The sequence below is a fragment of the Oscillibacter hominis genome, assembly GCF_014334055.1.
Lineage (GTDB): Bacteria > Bacillota > Clostridia > Oscillospirales > Oscillospiraceae > Oscillibacter > Oscillibacter hominis.
Map to the genome: position 1 here is coordinate 125,898 of NZ_CP060490.1, position 19,961 is coordinate 145,858.

Here is a 19,961-nt window from a genome sequence, read left to right on the forward strand (position 1 = left end):
GTGGCGTATCGCCGGATGGGAGCGGTTGGGCGGAGCTGGGATCAGCCGGACTGGCCGCGGGTTGAAACGGGTATAGGAGGAATCATTTATGTTACATGCTATCGTATTTCCCCCCAAGTATATCCAGGGCCAGGGCGCCCTGAAGGAGATCGGCCACTATGTGGAGCAGATTGGCAAGCGGGCCCTTCTGGTAGGGGATGAGATTTCGTTCTCCTTGGGCGCCGATACCATCTGCCGGAGCTTGAGCGATCACGGAGTGGACTGCGTCAAAATGAGGTTTGGCGGAGAGTGCACCCACCGGGAGATTGCCAGGATTGCCGAACAGGCCAAGGAGGAAAACCGGGACACCATCATCGGCCTTGGCGCAGGCAAGGTGGTGGACGCATCCCGGGCGGCCTCCTTCCAGTGCAATTGCAGGTTGGTGGTAGTGCCCACCGCGGTCAGCAGCACCGCTCCCATCTCGTCTTCCTCCGTGGTCTATACGGAGCAGCACACTTTTGATGTGGAGCTGGAATTTCCCGCCAACCCCCACCTGACGCTGGTGGACACGGACCTGATCGTCACCGCGCCCACGGCCCACCTGATGGCGGGCATCGGCGATGCGCTGGCGGCCTGGTACGAGGGCGAGGCATGCGACCACTCCAGGGCCAAGGTGGTGGACGGGGGCGCCCGCACCCATACGATCTCCGTCCTGACCAGGGCATGTAAGGAGACCCTCTTTACATACGGCCTGGAGGCACGCCGCTCCTGCGAGACCAAGGTGGTCACGCCCGCTTTTGAGCGGGTGGTGGAGGCCATTTTGCTGATGGCTGGCCTGAGCTTTGAGGGCCCCTCCTGCGCAGCGGCCCATGCCATCGACACCGGCATGCTGAACACCTTTGAGGAGCTTCAGTCCTTCAAACACGGTGAGATCGTGGCCTTTACCACCCTTGGCGAAATCGTCCTGGGCCAGTATCCGGCGGACGAGGTCAAGAATTATGTGGCGCTGACCAACGCGCTGGGCCTGCCGGTCTGCCTGAGGGACTTCGGCATCGACAAGGCGGACCGCGACCGGCTGATGCTGGCCGCCGAGCGCGCCTGCGGCCGCAAGATCATGTCCAACGAGCCCTTCCAGGCCACACCCGAGCTGATCTACAACGCGATCCTGGCGGCGGATACGCTGGGCGGCTACTACGGCGGAAGAGACTGAGCCAAGTGAAGGAAGCACTCTCTGCAAACAGCATTCAGATAGGCAGCAGAAACCGGACTCCGTAAAAGCGGGGCCCGGTTTCTGCGTTTACAGCACAGGAAAATTCCGGCGCATCCTGTCACAGGATGCGCCGGAACAAACCGCGGGGTTCAGATATACAGATCAAAGGACTTCCAGAGCTGCTCGTTGCGGGCCAGCATTTCGTTGCTGGCCGGCTGGGTGGCCGCGCCGATGGCGTTGAGCAGGGCGGTGATGGTGCTGGCGATGGGGACGATGTTGTCCGAATAGGAGTAAATCTCGCTGTTGGCCAGCAGGGAAACCGTGGCATAGGGGATCAGGGGGGAGGTTTTGGTATCGGTGATGACGATGGTGGGGATCTCCCGCTCCCACACAAACTGCACGACCTTGGTGGTGGCCTTCAGGTACCGGGGCAGGCTGATGGCCAGGAAGACGTCGTTTTTGGTAATGGTGGAGAGGGCGTCCAGCTCCTGGGCGTGGCCGTTGATGATCACCACGTTGTCCCGGATCCATCGGAGCTCCAGGCCCAGGAAGTAGACCAGGGCATAGGAGCTGCGCTGGCCGTACAGAAAGACCCGGTCCGCGTGGGAAAGAAGCTCCACCGCGGACTGGAAGCTGCGTTCATCCAGGCTCATCATGGTCTCCCGGATGCTGTTGATGTTCTGCATCATCACATTGTGCATGATGCTGTTGCTGTCGCTGTTGGTCTCTGTGGTCAGCTCCAGCCGCTGGCTCAGGGATAGCCGGCGCTTGAGGATTTCCTGCAGCTCACGCTGCATCTCCGAATAACCCGAATACCCCAAGGCGGTGGAAAAGCGGATCACACTGGATTCACTGACGCCGCACTGCTGGCTCATCTTTGCGGAGGTCAGGAAGGTGGCTTTTTCGTAATTCTCCAAAATGAAACGCCCGATTTTTTTGTGGGTCTTGCTCAGCTGCGGTGTGTAAAACCGGATGCGATCCAATGGATTTAAGGAGGCCTCATATTCCGGAGGATAAATAGAGTTGTGATTCATAAATTCCTCCCCACAATGGTTCGACAACACATCGTGTTTTTCTTATTTTTTATCTTCATAATAACATAATTGGACGGCTTTGCAAGAGCCGTGGGAAACGAGTTCGAATGCTTTTGATCTCTGAAAAGGAGACGTCAGGCGGGAATACACAGCCAGGAGGCATCCGGTCCGGAGCCGGACAGGCGCGTGCGGCCCCTTGTAAAAAAGGTTGGAGCAAGCGATTTGTCGCTTGCTCCAACCTTGGCACGCCCGAGAGGATTTGAACCTCCGGCCTACCGCTTAGGAGGCGGTCGCTCTATCCAGCTGAGCTACGGGCGCATAGAACTCGATGTTGGGAAAGCAAGCGCAAACTCCAACGAATCGGAAATTTTTTCGTCTGACGGATTTTGACGCAGTTTTCAACAAAGCAATCGAATACTTTGCTACTATAGCATAAAAAGCATGCCATTTCAAGGAAAATCATTGCTTTTGACGCGAAAATGCTGGAATCGGCGAGGTTGACAGAATTTAAACAAATAAGGTATGATACGAAAAAACATATAGAGCGCAAAGGCTTTGCTGCCTGTCGGAGAGAGGACTACCGGAGGATTAGGCAAAGGAGGAGAGAACATGAAGGCGATTATGGTGGATGATCAGCCCTTGATGGTCCGGTTTTTCGAAGCGGCTTGTGCAAATCTGCCTGGAGTGGAGAGTATGGAGGTATTTACCTCTCCACTGGAGGCGCTGGAGTATGCCCGGAGAAACTTTGTGGAACTGGCCTTCCTTGACTTGTCGATGCCGCAGATGTCCGGCTTGGAGTTGGGCGAAAAACTGAAAATATTGAATCCTCATGTGATTCTCATCTACTTGACTGCCTATGACGACTGTGCCATTGAAGCATTGCATCAGCGGGCAGGTTATATTTTATGTAAGCCCTACAACCGGCAGGATGTGTTGGAGATCCTGGAAAAGGCCCTGGGCCAATCTGAGTATCCGGGCAGCCTGGGCAAGAAAGTGATGTTTCGCACCTTTGGCCGGTTTGACATGTACATAGACGGCCAGCTGGTGGTATTTCGCAGCGCAAAAGCCAAAGAGCTTCTGGCGCTGTGCGTCAGCAGGGAGGGCGGCGAGGTTTCCAGCTCCGAGGCCATTGACAAGATCTGGGCCGGCTCCAAAAACCGCAGTTCCACCGCTGCCAACTACCGGATGACCGTCAAGAAACTGAGGGAATTTTTGCAGGAGCTTGGTGTGGAGCGGATTTTTGTCCGGGAGCGGCAGTCCTGCTATATCCGCGCCTCAGAGGTCAGCTGCGACCTCTACGATTTTTGGAGAGGCGACGAGGAAGCGCTTTATCGCTTCCGGGATGAATTCATGTCGGAGTACAGCTGGAGCGAACCGATGATCTTTCAGATGCAGGAGTTTAAGCAGATCAAATTAATGGTGCTCCACCAAAAGGAGTAGTTCCCGTCAAAGTATACAAAAATTTGGTATATTTACGGATGATTTACGCATCGTTTACGCTTGCGCTCGGGTCAATTTACGCCATTTTTACCATCGGCCTGCTATACTCTACCTCGTAAAAGTTTGCCTCATGCCGCATATGAGGAAAGAAGGAGGGCTGAACCATGGGCACTGACTATCTGGTGAAGCGCGTGGCAGAGAGAACAGATTCCAGCCCGGAGCAGGTGGAGAAGATGATGTCCGCGCTGTTTGACACCATTGCTGAAGCGACGCAGACCGAACGGTTTATTCCGCTGGACAGCTGTCTTGGCAGTCTGGTGGTCAAAGAGAAGCAGGACCGCCGGAAAGAGATCACCTTCCGGCCGTCGGGCACGCTGCGCAAGCGGCTGAAAAACGTGGCCGGCAATGCGAAGATCGCAGGGTAAAAGAAGAGGGGATGGCGATCAATCGCCGTCCCCTCTTCTGTGTTTTGGGATACGAAAGCCGTATTTTATCAAACTAACGGAAAAAAGCTGCGATTATTTCCAAAAAGCGGGAATTTACGCTTGAAAAAGTGCGGATAATAGAATATAATATTTCGTCGGTATTGAGGTTCGGACGGACTGCCGCAGGCCGGACGGATCAGCAAGCCATAGAGAAAGGGGCTTCTATTTTGCAGAATAAACATTTGAGAAATATTGCCATCATTGCCCACGTTGACCATGGAAAGACCACCTTGGTGGACGAGATGCTCAAGCAGGGCGGCGCCTACCGGGAAAACCAGGAAATGGTGGACCGGGTGATGGACTCCGGCGACCTGGAGCGGGAGCGGGGCATTACCATTTTGGCTAAGAATACGGCCATTGCGTATCAGGATGTAAAGATCAATGTGGTGGACACCCCGGGCCACGCCGACTTCGGCGGAGAGGTGGAGCGCATCTTGAAGATGGTCAACGGCGTCATCCTGCTGGTGGATGCCGCCGAGGGGCCCATGCCCCAGACCCGTTTCGTGCTCAGCCGCGCCCTGGAGTTGGGCCACCGGGTCATCGTGGTGGTCAATAAGGTGGACCGCCCGGACCAGCGCATCCACGAGGTGGTGGACGAGGTGCTGGAGCTGCTGATGGACCTGGACGCCACTCCCGAGCAGCTGGATTCCCCCATGCTGTTCTGCTCCGGCCGCAATGGCACGGCTTCCTACTCCCCCGACGTGGCTGGCACAGACCTGACGCCTCTTTTTGAGACCATCCTTGAGTATATTCCAGGGCCGGAAGCTGATGTGGACCAGCCCTTCCAGATGCTGGTGTCCTCCATTGACTACAACGACTTTGTGGGGCGGATCGCCATCGGCAGGGTGGAGCGTGGCACCCTGAAGCAGAATCAGGAGATCGCCGTTTGCAACTACCACGACCCGGACGCCCCGGCCAAGAAGGCCAAGGCCGTCTCCATGTACGAGTTCGAGGGCCTGGGCCGCAAGCCCATCACCGAGGCCACCGCCGGCAACATCATCGCCATGAGCGGCATCGGCGACATCACCATCGGCGACACCATCTGCGTACCAAACTGCGTGGAGCCTCTGCCTTTTGTAAAGATCTCCGCCCCCACCCTGGAGATGACCTTCTCCGTCAACGATTCGCCCTTTGCCGGCCGGGAGGGGAAGTACGTCACCTCCCGCCAGATCCGGGACCGGCTGTTCCGGGAGACGCTGAAGGACGTCTCGCTGCGGGTCAGCGAGATCGAGGAATCCACCGACTCCTTCAACGTGGCCGGCCGGGGCGAGATGAGCCTGTCCATCCTCATCGAGACCATGCGCCGTGAAGGCTATGAGTTCCAGGTGTCCCCGCCCCGCGTCCTCTATAAGGAGATCGACGGGAAGACCTGCGAGCCCATTGAGCGCCTGGTGGTGGACGTGCCCTCCGACTATGTGGGCAGCGTCATTGAGAAGCTGGGCTCCCGCAAGGGCGACATGGCGGAGATGACGCCCATTGGCGACCGGATGAAGATCGAGTTCCTGATCCCCGCCCGGGGGCTGTTCGGCTACCGAAACGAGTTCCTCACCGATACCAAGGGCGAGGGCATCATGGCCTCTGTGTTCGACTCCTATGCCCCCTACAAGGGGGATATCCAGCGCAGGGGCACCGGCTCCCTCATCTCCTTTGAGACGGGTGAGTCCATCACCTACGGCCTCTACAACGCCCAGGAGCGCGGCACGCTGTTCATCGGGGCCGGCGTGCCGGTCTACGGCGGCATGGTGGTGGGCCAGTCCCCCAAGTCGGACGACATCACGGTGAACGTCTGCAAGAAGAAGCAGCTGACCAACACCCGGGCCTCTGGTTCCGACGACGCGCTGCGCCTGGTTCCGCCCAAGCAGATGAGCCTGGAGCAGTGCCTGGAGTTCCTGGCGGACGATGAGCTGCTGGAGGTGACGCCCCAGAGCCTGCGGATCCGTAAGCGCATCCTGGATCATGAGAAGCGTATGAAATCCATCCACGGCGGGAAAAAATAATAAGGAGGGCGCGCATCGGTTCCGGTGCGCGCCCTTTATCTTGACATATAATTTATGTAAGCATATAATATGGTTATTAAAACTATATTTCAAGGAGCGGTGAAACGCATGATCAAGCAGCTGCATGACATTCAGGTGCTGGGCGACTCCATTTTGAAGGGGATTCAGGTGGACCCGCAGACTGGAAAGTATATCACAAAGAACGAAATGGACAGTCGCCGGATTGCGCAGGACTATGCGCTGGAGATTGAAAACCACTCCCATTTCGGCTGCACCATCACCAAGGGCGCAAAGCTGCTGGACCGGATGCTGGAGCGGGGGATGGCGTGCGACGCGGTGGTGATGGATTTCGGTGGGAACGACTGCGACTACAAATGGCCTGAGATCGCGGAGAACCCCGACGGCATCCACCTTCCGGCGGTGCCCTTAGGGGAGTTTGTGGATCAGTACCGGAAGGTGATCGGCAAGCTGAAGGAGCGGGGCATCGTGCCCATCCTCACCACACTGCCGCCCTTGGAGCCCCAGCGCTTCTTTGACTGGTGGTGCGGCGGCCTCAATCAGGAAAATGTTCTGCGCTGGATGGGCGGCGTGGTGAATATCTACGCCCACCAAGAGAACTACTCCCGGGCGGTGGAAGATGTGGCCCGGATGGAGCAGGTTCCGCTGGTGGACATCCGGCGGGCATTTTTGCACCACGGACGCATCGGCGATTTGATCTGCGCCGATGGGACCCATCCCAACTCCAAAGGCCAGCAGCTGATCACAGAGGCCTTTGAGGAGTTCGCCGTTCAGTACAGGAAGCGGGAACTGCTGGAAGCGTAAAAGGTAGAAAAAGGCCGTGGACGAAAGTCCACGGCCTTTTCGTATGTTCAGTTTCTGCGAAAGACATGGATGCGAAAGCCCGCCCGGGTGGTCAGCGTGTCCAGCGCCGCCAGGCGCTCCGCGCCGGATTTCGGCGTCTTCCAGTAGTATGGCGTCATCTGGAAGAGGTTGTGAACGTCCTGCCGGCAGGCCAGGGTCATTGTAAAGTCCACCGGCACAATGGAGTCGTAGGTGAAGCCGGGGTAAGGTGTCTCCTTCTCCTCGTTGGGGTAGGGATCGTCGTAGAGCACCTGCTTCATCTCATAGAGGTGATGGGCGGCGGGTACCACGTAGAAAAAGAAGCCGCCGCGGCGCAGGACGCGGGTGAACTCCTCCAGGGCCAGGGGGGAGAAGCAGTCCAGCAGCAGGTCCACGGAGCCGTCCTGCAGCGGCAGATGATAGGAGGAGGCCACGGCAAACTCCACCGCCTTCTCCCGCCGGGCAGCGGAGCGGAGGATGGATTTGGAGATGTCGATGCCCGCCATGACGGGCGCTTTCCCGGCCTGGGCCAGGGCGCGGAAAAGGCCGGAGGTGTAGTAGCCCTCGCCGCAGCCCGCGTCCAGCACCCGGGGGGCATCACCCGTATGGCGAATGGCCAGGCCGCACAGCGCGTCCAGCAGGGGACGGTAGTAGCCCCTGGCCAGGAACTCCCGCCGGGCGGCGGCCATGCCCTTGTCGTCTCCGGGAGCGGCGGAGTGCTTGCGGTTGGCAATCAGCAGGTGGGTATAGCCCTCCCGGGAGATGTCATAGCTGTGGCCCTTGGGACAGCAGTAGGCGGACGGGCCACGGACCAGCAGCTGGCCGCAGACCGGACAGCAGAACAGGCTCATGGCTGGTCCCCTCTTGTGATGTCGTTGATCCACTTCCGGCTCCGCAGCCGCAGCACTCCAAGGGGCATCTTGCTGAAGTTTTCGCTTTGCAGCGAGAGGCATACCACCGGGATGGGCGCGTTCAGGGCCAGGGCCAGCAGGGCGGTCAGGGGGATGGCGAAGCACCACAGGGGCGCAAGGTCGATGACCGAGGCCATCCGGGCGTCACCCCCGGCCCGGAGCAGCCCGGTGATGTTGGAGATGTCAAAGGCCCGCATGGGCATGACCACAATGTAGACAATGCACATGGTGACCGCGATCTCCATGGCGGTCTCGGTGAGCTTGAAGAGCGGGTAGAGCACCGGAATGAAGAAGGTGGGCAGCAATATCCCAAGGGCCACGGCGATCACAACGCCGACGGCGGTGGCCAGGGCCAGCAGGCAGATTCCCAGGCTGTAGACCTCCTCTTTCCCGGCGCCCTCGCCGATGCGCTTGCCCACGATGACAGCGGTGGCGCCGGCCAGGCCGAAGCAGGCCACGGTGGAAAACTTGTCGATGTTGCCCATGATGGCGTAAGCGGCCAAAAACTCCGTGCTGACCGTCATGTGGCCCATGATGGCCGTCAGGACCGTGGTGCCGAGGCCCCAGAGGGCCTCGTTGCAGATGACCGGGGTGGCGTAGTGAAGGAAGCTGTGCAGAATCTCGCCGCCGGGATGGAGCACCCGGGAAAGGCGCAGGGGGATTCTTTTGTTCAAAACGCTGTATACCGCGACGATGAGAAACTCCACCACGCGGGAGGAAAGGGTGGCAATGGCGGCGCCGGTGATCCCCAGGGCAGGGAAGCCCAGCTTGCCGAAAATCAGCAGGTAGTTGAGCCCGGTGTTCACCAGCATGGAGGTGCAGAACACCTTCATGCCGAAGGCGGGGTTTTCGGTGCTGCGCTGCATGGCCACGTAGACGGAGCTGATGCTGTTGAAGATATAGGAGATGCCCACGATGCGGATATAAGGGGTGCCCAATACGATGAGGGATTGGTTGTCGGTAACCAGGTTCAGCACACCTGCCGGGAAGAGCAGCAGCGCGGCCGCCGCCGCGGAGGACAAAATGACGCCCAGGTACAGCGCCACGCCCATGCAGCGGTTGATGTTATCCGCGTCACCCTTGCCCCAGTACTGGCTGACCAACACGGTGAGGCCGCTCATGAGCCCGAAAATGACGACCTGAACCAGGAAGATGGGGGAGTTGGCGGCAGTGACGGCGGCCATCTCCGCATTACCCAGCAGGCCCACCATGAAGGTGTCCACAAAGCCCAGGGAGGTGGTGATCAGGTTTTGCAGGATCAGCGGCAGGGCAAGGGCCCAGACACGGCGGTAAAAGCCTTTTTCACGGCGGAGACTCTGAAACATAGTAGTCCTTTCCAAAGCCTGCCTATCATTGGGCCAGGCTTTTTTACAGCATGGGAAACCGGGTTTCCCGGTGGCGGCGCAGCGCGGCAGCAGCGGCGTCGATCTCCTCGAAGGTGGTCTCCGGTCCAAAGCTGAAGCGCAGCACGCCGGCGGCCACCTTTTTCGGCAAGTTCAGCGCGGAGATCACATGGCTGGGCCGGCCCTTGTGGCAGGCGGAGCCGGCGGAGAGGCAGATGCCCTGGGCGCCCAGATCCTCCACCACGTTCTGGCTGGGGTAGCCCTCCATGGACACGCACAGCACATGGGGCGCGGCCCCATCCCCCACCAGCTGCACGCCGGGGATGGCGGTGAGCTGCTCCTGGGCGTAGCGCCGCAGCCGCGCCATATGGTCCAGCCGCTGGGGAAGCTCCGCCTGCCACAGTTCCACCGCCTTGGCAAACCCGGCGATCTGGGCCGTGGCCTCGGTGCCGGAGCGGAGGCCGCCCTCCTGCCCGCCGCCGGGCAGCAGGGGCCGGGGATTGCGCAGCCGCTGGCCCAGATAGAGAGCGCCAACGCCCTTGGGGCCTCCAATCTTGTGGGCGGAGATGGAGATGAGGTCTGCGCCCAGCTCCGTCAGGGGAAATTCTGTCTTCAGAAAGCCCTGGACCGCGTCTGTGTGGAGCAGGGCGCGGCTCTTGCTGCCGCGGAGCAGCCCGGCCACCTCGGCCACGGGGCACACGGTGCCAAGCTCGTTGTTCACCAGCATCATGGAGACCAGTGCCGTGTCCGGCCGCAGGGCCTGGGCCACCTGTTCCGCCGTGATGATGCCCCGGCGGTTCGGCTGGAGGACGGTGAGCTCATACCCCTCCTGCGCCAGCCGCCGGCAGGGCTCCAGCACGGCGCTGTGCTCTATGGCGGTGGTGATGATGTGCTTGCCCACGTGGCGGTTTTGATGGAGGGCGGCGGAGATGGCCCAGTTGTCGGATTCCGTGCCGCAGGAGGTGAACCGCAGCTGCTCCGGGGCGCAGTCCAAGGCCCGGGCGACGACCTGCCGGCCCCGGGCCACTTCGGCGGCTGCCTGCCGGCCCAGGGGATATTGGGAGCTGGGGTTTCCATACTCCTCCGTCAGCACCCGGTACATCTCGTCGGCCACGGCCCTGGGCACCGGGGTGGTGGCCGCATGATCCAGATAAATCATAAAAACCCTCCTGACATCCATTGGTTGAAAGCGTTCCGCCAGGGGAATCCGGGCCTTTTGGGAGGCTGTTCCGGGTTCGGGTCGCAAAAATTTTGCGCGGCGGTAAAATGCGGCTTGCCCCAGGGGGGAAAGCACAGTATAATAGGATAATTACAGAGGAAACTGGCTGAATGGAAGAAAAAGTGCGGAAAATCTCCACAATTTTTCTATTATAGAGGAGTTTCTTGAAAATAGCAAGGAGAAAGCGTATGAAAGTGGCGATTTACACCTTGGGCTGCAAGGTGAATCAATATGAGACCCAGGCCATGGAACAGGAGCTCCGGCGCCGCGGGCACACGGTGGTGCCCTTTACCGCCGACGCTGACGCCTATGTGGTGAATACCTGTTCGGTGACGGCGGTGAGCGACCAGAAGTCCCGCCAGGTTATCAGCCGTGCCCGGCGGACCCATCCGGAGTCGGTGGTGGCCATTTGCGGCTGCTATTCCCAGACCCACCCGGAGGATGTGCGGGCCCTGCCGGTGGACTTGATCGCCGGGACCGGCGACCGGATGGGCTTTCTTGACCTGCTGGAGCAGGAGATGGAGGACCGCCGTCCACTGGAGTCCCTGGACCGCAGCTTTGATCGCAGGACCTTTGAACTGCTCAGCGCCGGGGGCCTGCCCAACCGGACCCGGGCCATGCTGAAGGTGGAGGACGGCTGCGTCAACTTTTGCTCCTACTGCATCATCCCCTATGCCCGGGGACCGGTCCGGTCCCTGACGCTGGACCACGCGGCCCGGGAGGCGGCCCGGCTGCAAAAAGAGGGCTACCGGGAGATCGTGCTCACCGGCATTGAGATCTCCTCCTGGGGCCAGGACCTGAAAAACGGGGCGAGCCTCATCGACCTCATTGAGACCGTCTGCACGGCGGCGCTGGAGTGCCGCGTCCGGCTGGGAAGCCTGGAGCCCCGCACCATCACGGAGGAGTTCTGCCGCCGCGCCGCCCGCCTTGAGAACCTGTGCCCCCAGTTCCACCTCTCGCTGCAAAGCGGGTGCGACGACACGCTGCGCCGCATGAACCGTAAGTACACCACCGCCCGCTACGCCGAGTCGGCGGAGCTGCTCCGCCGCTTCTTCCGCCGTCCCGCCCTCACCACGGATTTGATCGTGGGCTTCCCGGAGGAGACGGAGGAGGAGTTTGCCCGGACCATAGCGTTTATCCGCAGCTGCGGTTTTGCCCAGATGCACATTTTCCCCTATTCCATCCGGCCCGGCACCCCGGCCGCGGAGCGGCCCCAGGTGAGCGCCCGGGTGAAGGAGGCCAGGGCGGCGGCCGCCGCCGAAGCGGCGGCGGAGATGCACCGTGAGTACCTGGCCGGCTGCGTGGGGGAGCGGTATCCGGTGCTCTTTGAGCAGGAGAAGAATGGGAAATTCGTGGGCCACGCACCCAATTACATGGAGGTGTACTCAAAGGGCTCCGACCTGCACAACAAGGTGCGCATGGTGCGCATCACCGGCGTGGAGGGAGACGGGCTCGCAGGGGAGATCGAGGAATGAAACACTACTTTTTTGCCTACATTTTCCGCATGCGCTTCATTGCCCGCTGGGCGCTGATGCGCAACAGCTTTCCGGAGAACGTGCAGGAGCACAGCCACCAGGTGGCGGTCCTGGCCCACGCACTGGCCACCATCCGCCGGGACGTGTTCCATAAAAAGGCCGACCCCAACGCCTGTGCCACGGCGGCCCTGTTCCACGATGCATCGGAGATTCTGACCGGCGACCTGCCCACGCCGGTGAAATACAACAACCCGGCCATACAGGAGGCCTACAAGGCCCTGGAGGTGGTGGCCCAGGACAAGCTGCTCCAGGGGCTGCCCGAGGAGCTGCGAAGGTCATATACGCCCATCCTCCACGAAGAAGACGAGGAAATCCGCAGGATCGTCAAGGCGGCGGACAAGCTCTCCGCCTATCTCAAGTGTCAGGAGGAGCTCCACGCCGGCAACCAGGAATTTGAGCAGGCGGCGCTGGAGATCATGTCCACCCTCCAGAGCTACCGGATGCCGGAGGTGGCCTGGTTTTTGGAGAAATTTGGGAATACCTTTGGCGTGACTTTGGACGAACTGAGGTAGTGGCGTACCGTGACAAATTGACAGCAGTCATGACAGATATGGCAAAACCGAGGCGCATTTTGTGGAAAGTAGTCTTGATTTTTGTAAAAAAATACCATTTATTAGGGGAGAGGGGTACTGTTGAAAGCACTTGAATGACAGGGAATCTGATGGATTTTTAGCAAATATCAACTTGCATTGTTCCGTTTTGGCACGAATGTTGCTATATCAATCAAAGCAGACCTGTTTGGCTGCAATCTAAGAATAGAGAAAGAGGGCACGAAATGAAACTGAAGCTCAACAAAAAGTATCTGTCATTTTACTATGAGGAGATGGCGGATCAGGTCCTGGATCTGAAGCTGGATCTGAAGAAGACGGCTCTGATGGTAGTGGACATGCAGAAGTTTTTCCTGGCAAAGGATGGAGCGGATGCCAGGGCCTTCAAGGCGGCGGGTCAATGGGAACGGTGGGAACCCTATTTTGACCGCATTGAGCAAGTCACCGTACCCAACAACAAGCGTCTGATCGACTGCTGCCGCAAAAACGGCGTGGAAGTGACCTACGGCCGCATTGCATGCCTGAAGGACGACGGTTCCGATCGCTGCCTGGTGCAGAGCACGGTGGGCTGGAACAACATCCTGCTGCCCATCAGCAACCCCGAGGTGGCCATGATGGACGAAATCGCCCCGGTGGGAGATGAGATTGTGGTCAACAAGACCACTGACTCCGTCAGCCTGGGGACCAACTATTCGGAGCTGATGCGCAACATGGGCATCGACACCATCATTGTCACCGGCGTGGTGACGGACCAGTGTGTGGCAGGCACGGTGCGCGTGCTGGCGGACCACGGCTTCCGGGTGATCTGTGTGGAGGATTGCTGCGCCGCGCCTGATATGGAATTGCACGACATGGAACTGAAGATCATGAACATCGTTTACTGCAATGTGCTGGAGTGCGACGACGTGATTGCCCTGATCGAAGAAGGGGCCAAGGAGAACTGAGGATTGGGACATTGGAAAGGGAGTTGTGGCCCTTATCCAAATAAGTGTGTGCGCGAAAGGAGTAACAAAATATGGGTAATAAACTGAAAAAGGAACTGTCCCTGTCCCAGATCATCGCCATGGCGGCGGGCGGCATGATTGCCGCCTGGATGGTGGAGATCAAGTATTGGTTTGAGATGACCGGCCCCGGCTCTTTGGTCTGCCTGTTTGCCTGCGGCGTGATTCTGCTGCCGCTGTGCCTCATCTATACGGAGATGACGGGCATGCTGCCCTATGCCGGCGGCGAAAACATCTGGACCACCAACGCCTTCAACTGGGATCTGGGCTGGGTGGTAGGATGGTTTTTGTTCCTGCTGTATCTGTCCGCCATGCCCAACGTGACCATCGGCATCTCCACCATGGTGGGATATCTGGTGCCGCTGGATTTCACACAGCTGAAGATTTTGGCCTGTGTGATCATAACCGTCTGGTTCGTTATGGTGAACCTGGAAATCAAGCACCTGGCCAAGGTTCAGAACTTCATGTTCTGGAGCACCCTGGTGATCTCCGTCGGAGCCTCCCTGATCTTCATCTTCAGCGATCAGTGGAAGTTCTCCAACCTGTCCCCCTGGTTCCCCAAGGGAGCCGCCGGCTTCTCCGCGGGCCTTGGGCTGCTGATGTTCAAGTTCATCGGCTTTGACCTGATTCCCCAGCTGGTGGAGGAGTCCAAATTCCCCCGCAAGAAGATCATCTGGGGCTTCATCGGCAGCATGCTGTGTACCTTCCTGGTCTACGGCCTGGCTGTGGTTGCAGTGGGCGGCATCGTGTCCAACGAGTGGATCGCCCAGACGGACATCGTGGATCCCCGGGTGGCCGATATCCTGGGGATGCACTGGCTGGCCCTGGTGATCATCATTATGGGCGCCGTGACCTGCATCACCACGCTCTCCGGCTTCTGGCTGGCCGCTTCCCGCACCATTTTCGGCGCCGCCCAGCAGGGCCAGGTGACCCGGAGGCTGGCAGCCCTCAATAAGCACGGCCAGCCCTGGCTGGCCAACACGGTGGTGTACATCTGCTCTTTGTACTTCTGCCTGATGGCCCCCGATGCGTGGATCAACTACATCTTCACCATCACCGTGGGCGCCGCCGGCGTGGTGTATCTGTGCGTTTCACTGTCCTTCCTGAAGCTGCGCAAGACCCATCCCGAGTGGCCCAGACCCTATAAGTGCAAGGCCGCCTGGTTCATGGGAGTTGAGTCCATCCTCTTCTGCATTTACTGCCTGTACCAGTGTGTCATCGCCATGGACGCCGCTACCTGGGTGGCCCTGGGGGTGTATTTTGCCGTGGGTGCTGTGCTGTACATCTATGCCAAGGTGCGGCAAAAGCGTGACCCGGCCAACTGGACCACCTTCATCCCCTCCCCCGACACAGTGAAGGAAGAGGCGGAATAAGCAATCCTGCAAAAAGGCGCTCCGCCAATTTGGCGGAGCGTCTTTTTGCAGCGGCGGTCACTTGGAGAAGAGCATGGAGGGATTGATCTCCTTCAGGCTGTGGGCGCCGCACATGGCCATGGCGTCCTTCAGCTCGGCAGTGAGCTTATCCACGTACACCTGGACGCCCTCGGCACCGCCGCCGTAGACCATGGTGACAAAGGGGCGGGCGATGAGCACCGCGTCGGCGCCCAGGGCCAGGGCCTTGAATACGTCCATTCCGGTGCGGATGCCGCCGTCCACGAAAATGGTCATCTTTCCACCCACCGCATCGGCGATGGCGGGCAGGACCTCCGCCGTGGCCGGGCACTGATCCAGCACGCGGCCGCCGTGGTTGGACACCACGATGGCGCTGGCACCGGCCTTCAGGGCCTTTTTGGCGCCCTCCACCGTCATGATGCCCTTGAGGATGAAGGGAACTCCCGCGTAGTCCGCAATCTGGCGCAGTTCCTCCACCGTCTTGCTTCCGGCGGGGGGCTGAAGGTTTTTCAGGAAGGGCAGGCCGGCCGCGTCGATGTCCATGGCGATGGCAAAGCAGCCGGAGGATTTGCAGCCGTCCATTTTCTCCCGGATCAGCTCCATGTTCCAGGGCTTTACCGTGGGGATGCCGGCGCCGCCGGCCGCCCGGATGGCCTGTACCGCGCCCTCCATGACGGCGGGATTGGTTCCGTCGCCGGTGAACGCGGCGATGCCCGCTTTGGCGCATGCGGAAACCAGGATGTCGTTGTACTGCAGGTCGTCGTATTTGTCGCCGTAGTGGAGCTGCATGGCGCCCACCGGCGCGGCGAACACAGGCAGGGCAAACCGGTGGCCAAAGAGCTCGTAGGAGGTGTCCACCTCTTTATTCTCGCAGATGGTGTCCATGTTGACACACAGCTCCTGCCACTTCTGGTAGTTGCGGATGAACCCGGTGCCGATGCCCTTGGCACCGGGGCCGGGCATGGTGTTGCGGCAGCCCATGCCGTTGCAGGCAGGGCAGGCCTTACAGTAGGGGCCCATACAGGTGCGGGCGTTTTCCAGCACTTCCTGATACGTCATATGTAAATCTCCTTTCATATGCGGGCAGGTCCGCCCGCTTCCCACTCGCCACGATTGTACTCCAATCCCTGAGAAAAAACAAGCCGCGCTCAGCGCCGCAGGACATCCGGCGACCGGCAGGTGAAAAAGTGCGGCAGACCTTGGAACCTTTCGCTCCGTATGCTACAATACTGCACATAGGGGAAGGACAGGCCGGAAAGGGACTCGTGAAGGCTGCCTATCGACGGACAGTGCTCAGCCGCCCGGTCCGACAAAAAGGATATGCATAGCTGTTGTGCAAAACCACTAAAATCAAACGATGAATGAGATAAAATTGTAGAACTTGCCATACAGAGCGTAAAATCTCTTGACAACAGGCAAAAAGAACCATAGAATTTCATTAAAAGGAACGTAGTTCCAAGGAGCGGAACATGAACAAAGGGAAAAATCAAACGACTACTATCCAGAAGGACTCTGTCCGGGCAGTGGACCGGGCAATTGAAATCCTGCAGGTATTTACATTTGAGGATCCGGAGCATACCCTTGCGCAGATCTGCGCCCAGACCAATCTGCCCAAGACAACGGTGTTCCGCATTTTGGCCACGCTGGAGCAGAACAACTTGATCGTGCAGCATCCGGAGACCGGAAAGTATCGCCTTGGCTATGAGATCATCAAGATGGGCGCCATCGCCCAGGAGAGCAACTCGCTCAAAAGAACCGCCGCAGCGGAGATGGAGGAAATCTCCCGCGTCACGGAGCAGACCTGCAATCTCTATGTCCGCGACGGGTTCGAACGGCTGTGCATCGCGCAGGTCATGGGCGCCCAATATGTCCGGCGCTACTCCTACCTTGGCGCGCGCCACCCGCTTTACTGCGGGGCGGGCAAGCTGCTGCTGGCCTATGCGGGCAAGGAGTTCCAGTCCCGCTTTTTTGAATCCGTCAAGCTGGAGCGCATCACCGAACACACGGTCACGGACCGGGCGCAGTTAGAGCGCGAGCTGGAGCAGATACGCCGAGACGGGTTCTCCGTGACCCGCGGGGAGCGGGACGCCTCCACGGCGATGGTGTCCGTGCCGCTTTTTGATTACACCCAGCATGTTGTGGCCTCCATCACGGTCTCCGGCCCGGTTTACTATTTTGAAGAGCAGAAGGTGGCCAGCTACCTGGAGGAGCTTCAGCGGGCGGCGGGCCGTATCTCCCGGAAATTAGGCTATCGGTGCAGCCAGCCCATCCTAATCGAATAAGAGACAACAAAGGCTTCTGTTGGAAGCTTTTGTTGTTAATCAAAAATTGGAACAAAGTTCCGCTGTATGGAACGTTAGGCTGCGGCGGAGAAGGAGAGGATGAGAGACAGTGGGGTTTACGTTTGCGGAGAAGATCATAGCGGGCCATGCAGGGCATGAGGTTCATGCCAATGACTGTGTTGTGGTGAATGTGGACGTTATGATGGCCAGTGACACCACGGGCCCGATGACGATCCGGGCCTTCCAGGAGATGGGCGGCGTGCGGGTGGCGAAGCCGAAGAAAACGGTGTTTGTCATTGACCACGCAACGCCCTGCCCCAATGAACGCATTGCGGCGCTGCACAGTATGATCCGCCGCTTCTGCGGCGAACAGGGCTGTGTGCTGTACGACCAGAACTGGGGCGTCTGCCACCAGGTCATGCTGGAAAACGATGAGGTGGGGGAGGGCGATCTTGTGCTGGGGGGCGACTCCCACACCTGCTCCTATGGCGCGGTGGGCGCGTTTTCCACAGGCGTCGGCTCCACGGACCTGGGAGCCGCGCTGCTGACCGGAAAGACATGGCTCCGCGTGCCGGAGACAAGCCGCATCGAGCTGACCGGCCATCTGCCAAAGGGTGTCTGTGCCAAGGATGTGACCCTCCGGATGATCGGGGATCTGCGCAGCGACGGCGTCAGCTATGAATCGGTGGAATTTGCCGGAGACGGGTTTGCCCGCTTCACCCAGGATGAGGCCGCCACGGTCTGCAACATGGTCATCGAGATGGGAGGCAAGAACGGCGTCTTCCTCAGCGCGCTGAAAAGGCCCGACCTGATGCCGGACGAGGACGCAGTCTACAAGAGGGTGCTCCGGTACGATGCGGCCGCAGTTGTCCCCATGGTGGCAAGGCCCCACGCGGTAGACAATGTCTGCACGGCCGCAGAAGCGGCGGGCCAGAGGATCGACATGGTCTACATAGGAAGCTGCACCAATGGACGGCTTTCCGATCTGGCGGCTGCGGCGGACATCCTCCGGGGGAAGAAAATTGCGCCGTCGGTCCGCATGACGGTCTGCCCCGCGTCCACAAAGGTGCTGTTAGCGGCCATTGACCGAGGGTATATCCGGGAGTTTCTGGAGGCCGGCGCAACGATCTCCACCCCGGGGTGCAGCCTGTGCGTCGGAACACTGGGCGGCGTGCCTGCCGATGGGGAGGTGGTCCTCTCCACCACAAACCGCAACTTCAAGGGGCGGATGGGGAACAAAAATGCCCTCATCTACCTGGCGTCCCCCGCGACTGCGGCGGCCTCCGCGCTGACGGGCACAATCACAGACCCCAGGGAGGTGATCTGAAGTGAGCAAGGCACTGGTCTATGGAGACAGCATCAATACCGACTTGATTATCGCCGGGAAATACACCAAGACACTGGACTTTAACGACCTGGCCGCCCATTGCATGGAGGACCTGGACCCGGACTTCGGCCGCCGCGTGGAGAAGGGGGACGTCCTGGTAGCCGGCAGCAACTTTGGGTGCGGCTCCTCCCGCGAGCAGGCTCCGATCGCCCTCAAGTATGCGGGAGTAGGTGCGGTGCTGGCAAAATCCTTTGCCCGGATTTTCTACCGCAACGCCATCAATGTGGGGCTTCCCGTCCTGATCTGCGATACCTCCTCCATTCGGGAGGGAGACCTGGTGCGGATCGATATGGAGGAGGGGAAAGTGGTGGTCAACGGCGAACAGGAGCTTGCTTGCCAGGCCCTTTCCCCCATTATGCAGCGCATTTTGGAAAGCGGCGGGCTGGCCTCATATTTGAAGGAAAAAGGTGACTTTGTCCTTTGAATAAAAAAATTGAACTTGGGAGGGAGTAGAAGATGAATCGTACGACTCGGCTCAAAGAGCTGATCCGCGCCCGGGAAATCCTGGTCATGCCGGGCGTCTACGACGCGCTGAGCGCAAAGATTGCGGAAAAGTGCGGCGTAAAGGCGGTGCAGGTCACCGGATACGGCCTGGCGGGCAGCAATTTGGGCCTTCCTGACGTGGGGATTATGACCAAGACGCAGATGGTCGATCTGACCCGCAACATCTGCCGCGCCGTCAGCATCCCCGTGATGGCGGACGGGGACACCGGATTCGGCAATGCAATCAACCTCTATTACGCCGTCAGGGACTTTGAAGCGGCCGGCGCTGCGGGCATCAACCTGGAGGACCAGTTTTTCCCCAAGCGCTGCGGCCACATGGGCGGAAAGCAGATCATCCCCTTTGAAGAGGCGGTAAAAAAGATCGAAGCCGCCGCCGCGGCCCGGACGGACCCGGACTTCGTCATCAACGCCCGCACCGACGCCATCGCGGTCGCGGGAGTCGAGGAGGCGATCCGCCGGGGCAACGCCTTTGCCAAGGCAGGCGCCGATCTTGTCTTTGTGGAGGCACCGACAAACCCGGACGATGTGAAGCGGGTGATCGAATCCATTGAGGCGCCGGTGAGCATCAATATGATCTATGCCAAGGGCTCTAAGACGCCCGCCATCTCCATCCGGCAGCTGGAGGAGTGGGGCGCGGCCCGGGTAAGCGTACCCGTCATGCCCCTCTTTGCGGCCGCCCGGGCGCTGGAGCGGGCCTATACCGCAGTTGCCAAGGACGACGTTGAAGCCATGGACGGTGAAATCTTCGCGTTTCAGGAGTTTACAGATCTGGTCGGCCTGCCGGAGATTCAGGAGCTGGAGCGGCTGTTCCTGGATACGGCCGAGCTGGACGCCCGCTATCACCGCTGAGGCTGC

General features: G+C 59.6%; 18 protein-coding genes and 1 tRNA gene. 13 read left to right on the forward strand and 6 right to left on the reverse strand.

The genetic code is table 11. The annotated features are described in order from the left end of the window. Positions 1-88: 88 nt before the first annotated feature. Entirely contained in the window at positions 89-1,189 is a 1,101-nt protein-coding gene (locus H8790_RS00655) for a glycerol dehydrogenase (RefSeq protein ID WP_187333186.1), read from the forward strand. Between the two features lie 149 nt (positions 1,190-1,338). Here the strand turns inward: H8790_RS00655 and H8790_RS00660 are convergent, their stop codons facing one another. Both H8790_RS00660 and H8790_RS00665 read right to left on the reverse strand, forming a co-directional pair. Further along, positions 1,339-2,223: a MurR/RpiR family transcriptional regulator gene (locus H8790_RS00660; protein ID WP_187333187.1), complete on the reverse strand. Its 885-nt coding sequence runs from the start codon at positions 2,221-2,223 to the stop codon at positions 1,339-1,341. 241 nt (positions 2,224-2,464) lie between these two features. Beyond that, a tRNA-Arg gene (locus H8790_RS00665) sits at positions 2,465-2,541 on the reverse strand. 291 nt (positions 2,542-2,832) lie between these two features. Here H8790_RS00665 and H8790_RS00670 point away from each other — a divergent pair. The 4 genes from H8790_RS00670 to H8790_RS00685 all read left to right on the forward strand — a co-directional run bounded on the left by H8790_RS00670 (position 2,833) and on the right by H8790_RS00685 (position 6,967). Further along, a complete protein-coding gene (locus tag H8790_RS00670) occupies positions 2,833-3,663 on the forward strand; it encodes a response regulator (RefSeq protein ID WP_187333188.1) in 831 nt (276 codons plus the stop codon). A 164-nt stretch (positions 3,664-3,827) separates the two neighbouring features. Beyond that, on the forward strand, positions 3,828-4,088 hold the full coding sequence (locus H8790_RS00675) for an HU family DNA-binding protein (protein WP_187333189.1): 261 nt from the start codon (positions 3,828-3,830) through the stop codon (positions 4,086-4,088). 227 nt (positions 4,089-4,315) lie between these two features. Beyond that, the gene (gene typA / locus H8790_RS00680; RefSeq protein ID WP_187333190.1) at positions 4,316-6,145 is read left to right on the forward strand and encodes a translational GTPase TypA; all 1,830 of its coding nucleotides are present in this window, start codon (positions 4,316-4,318) and stop codon (positions 6,143-6,145) included. A 108-nt stretch (positions 6,146-6,253) separates the two neighbouring features. Beyond that, positions 6,254-6,967: an SGNH/GDSL hydrolase family protein gene (locus H8790_RS00685; RefSeq protein WP_187333191.1), complete on the forward strand. Its 714-nt coding sequence runs from the start codon at positions 6,254-6,256 to the stop codon at positions 6,965-6,967. Positions 6,968-7,014: 47 nt separating this feature from the next. Here H8790_RS00685 and H8790_RS00690 read toward each other — a convergent pair whose 3' ends face one another. Genes H8790_RS00690 through H8790_RS00700 form a run of 3 tightly spaced genes read right to left on the reverse strand, consistent with a single transcriptional unit; the run spans position 7,015 to position 10,398 of the window. Continuing rightward, positions 7,015-7,836: a putative RNA methyltransferase gene (locus tag H8790_RS00690; RefSeq protein ID WP_187333192.1), complete on the reverse strand. Its 822-nt coding sequence runs from the start codon at positions 7,834-7,836 to the stop codon at positions 7,015-7,017. After that, the gene (locus H8790_RS00695) at positions 7,833-9,221 is read right to left on the reverse strand and encodes an MATE family efflux transporter (protein ID WP_187333193.1); all 1,389 of its coding nucleotides are present in this window, start codon (positions 9,219-9,221) and stop codon (positions 7,833-7,835) included. Before H8790_RS00695 ends, H8790_RS00690 begins: the two co-directional genes overlap by 4 nt. A gap of 43 nt (positions 9,222-9,264) precedes the next feature. After that, positions 9,265-10,398, reverse strand: a complete 1,134-nt coding sequence (locus H8790_RS00700; RefSeq protein WP_187333194.1) for a cysteine desulfurase family protein — start codon at positions 10,396-10,398, stop codon at positions 9,265-9,267. 248 nt (positions 10,399-10,646) lie between these two features. Between H8790_RS00700 and mtaB the strand changes: the two genes are divergently transcribed. The 4 genes from mtaB to H8790_RS00720 all read left to right on the forward strand — a co-directional run bounded on the left by mtaB (position 10,647) and on the right by H8790_RS00720 (position 14,915). After that, on the forward strand, positions 10,647-11,933 hold the full coding sequence (gene mtaB, locus H8790_RS00705) for a tRNA (N(6)-L-threonylcarbamoyladenosine(37)-C(2))-methylthiotransferase MtaB (protein ID WP_187333195.1): 1,287 nt from the start codon (positions 10,647-10,649) through the stop codon (positions 11,931-11,933). After that, positions 11,930-12,505, forward strand: coding sequence for a 5'-deoxynucleotidase (yfbR, locus tag H8790_RS00710; protein ID WP_187333196.1), 576 nt, complete (start codon positions 11,930-11,932; stop codon positions 12,503-12,505). Before mtaB ends, yfbR begins: the two co-directional genes overlap by 4 nt. A gap of 263 nt (positions 12,506-12,768) precedes the next feature. Next, positions 12,769-13,485 carry a cysteine hydrolase family protein gene (locus tag H8790_RS00715; RefSeq protein ID WP_243208528.1) on the forward strand — a complete coding sequence of 239 codons (717 nt, stop codon included), beginning with the start codon at positions 12,769-12,771 and terminating at the stop codon, positions 13,483-13,485. Between the two features lie 71 nt (positions 13,486-13,556). Beyond that, positions 13,557-14,915 carry an APC family permease gene (locus H8790_RS00720; protein ID WP_187333197.1) on the forward strand — a complete coding sequence of 453 codons (1,359 nt, stop codon included), beginning with the start codon at positions 13,557-13,559 and terminating at the stop codon, positions 14,913-14,915. 57 nt (positions 14,916-14,972) lie between these two features. Here H8790_RS00720 and H8790_RS00725 read toward each other — a convergent pair whose 3' ends face one another. Next, positions 14,973-15,992: an alpha-hydroxy-acid oxidizing protein gene (locus H8790_RS00725; protein WP_187333198.1), complete on the reverse strand. Its 1,020-nt coding sequence runs from the start codon at positions 15,990-15,992 to the stop codon at positions 14,973-14,975. 410 nt (positions 15,993-16,402) lie between these two features. On the opposite strand from H8790_RS00725, the gene H8790_RS00730 reads away from it, so the two are divergent. The 4 genes from H8790_RS00730 to H8790_RS00745 all read left to right on the forward strand — a co-directional run bounded on the left by H8790_RS00730 (position 16,403) and on the right by H8790_RS00745 (position 19,955). Then, entirely contained in the window at positions 16,403-17,215 is an 813-nt protein-coding gene (locus H8790_RS00730; protein WP_187333199.1) for an IclR family transcriptional regulator, read from the forward strand. Between the two features lie 109 nt (positions 17,216-17,324). Beyond that, positions 17,325-18,542 carry an aconitase/3-isopropylmalate dehydratase large subunit family protein gene (locus tag H8790_RS00735; protein ID WP_187333200.1) on the forward strand — a complete coding sequence of 406 codons (1,218 nt, stop codon included), beginning with the start codon at positions 17,325-17,327 and terminating at the stop codon, positions 18,540-18,542. A 1-nt stretch (position 18,543) separates the two neighbouring features. After that, positions 18,544-19,026 (forward strand): 3-isopropylmalate dehydratase small subunit, encoded by a 483-nt coding sequence (locus H8790_RS00740; RefSeq protein WP_187333201.1) that lies wholly within the window; start codon positions 18,544-18,546, stop codon positions 19,024-19,026. Between the two features lie 32 nt (positions 19,027-19,058). Beyond that, positions 19,059-19,955, forward strand: coding sequence for an isocitrate lyase/PEP mutase family protein (locus tag H8790_RS00745; RefSeq protein WP_187333202.1), 897 nt, complete (start codon positions 19,059-19,061; stop codon positions 19,953-19,955). The last annotated feature ends 6 nt before the right edge of the window (positions 19,956-19,961 follow it).

Bases quoted from the DNA above. Each gene is read 5' to 3' on its own strand.
- H8790_RS00655 (WP_187333186.1), top strand. From the start codon at position 89: ATGTTACATGCTATCGTATTTCCCCCCAAGTATATCCAGGGCCAGGGC.
- H8790_RS00660 (WP_187333187.1), bottom strand. From the start codon at position 2,223: ATGAATCACAACTCTATTTATCCTCCGGAATATGAGGCCTCCTTAAAT.
- H8790_RS00670 (WP_187333188.1), top strand. From the start codon at position 2,833: ATGAAGGCGATTATGGTGGATGATCAGCCCTTGATGGTCCGGTTTTTC.
- H8790_RS00675 (WP_187333189.1), top strand. From the start codon at position 3,828: ATGGGCACTGACTATCTGGTGAAGCGCGTGGCAGAGAGAACAGATTCC.
- H8790_RS00685 (WP_187333191.1), top strand. From the start codon at position 6,254: ATGATCAAGCAGCTGCATGACATTCAGGTGCTGGGCGACTCCATTTTG.
- H8790_RS00690 (WP_187333192.1), bottom strand. From the start codon at position 7,836: ATGAGCCTGTTCTGCTGTCCGGTCTGCGGCCAGCTGCTGGTCCGTGGC.
- H8790_RS00695 (WP_187333193.1), bottom strand. From the start codon at position 9,221: ATGTTTCAGAGTCTCCGCCGTGAAAAAGGCTTTTACCGCCGTGTCTGG.
- H8790_RS00700 (WP_187333194.1), bottom strand. From the start codon at position 10,398: ATGATTTATCTGGATCATGCGGCCACCACCCCGGTGCCCAGGGCCGTG.
- mtaB (WP_187333195.1), top strand. From the start codon at position 10,647: ATGAAAGTGGCGATTTACACCTTGGGCTGCAAGGTGAATCAATATGAG.
- yfbR (WP_187333196.1), top strand. From the start codon at position 11,930: ATGAAACACTACTTTTTTGCCTACATTTTCCGCATGCGCTTCATTGCC.
- H8790_RS00715 (WP_243208528.1), top strand. From the start codon at position 12,769: ATGAAACTGAAGCTCAACAAAAAGTATCTGTCATTTTACTATGAGGAG.
- H8790_RS00720 (WP_187333197.1), top strand. From the start codon at position 13,557: ATGGGTAATAAACTGAAAAAGGAACTGTCCCTGTCCCAGATCATCGCC.
- H8790_RS00725 (WP_187333198.1), bottom strand. From the start codon at position 15,992: ATGACGTATCAGGAAGTGCTGGAAAACGCCCGCACCTGTATGGGCCCC.
- H8790_RS00730 (WP_187333199.1), top strand. From the start codon at position 16,403: ATGAACAAAGGGAAAAATCAAACGACTACTATCCAGAAGGACTCTGTC.
- H8790_RS00745 (WP_187333202.1), top strand. From the start codon at position 19,059: ATGAATCGTACGACTCGGCTCAAAGAGCTGATCCGCGCCCGGGAAATC.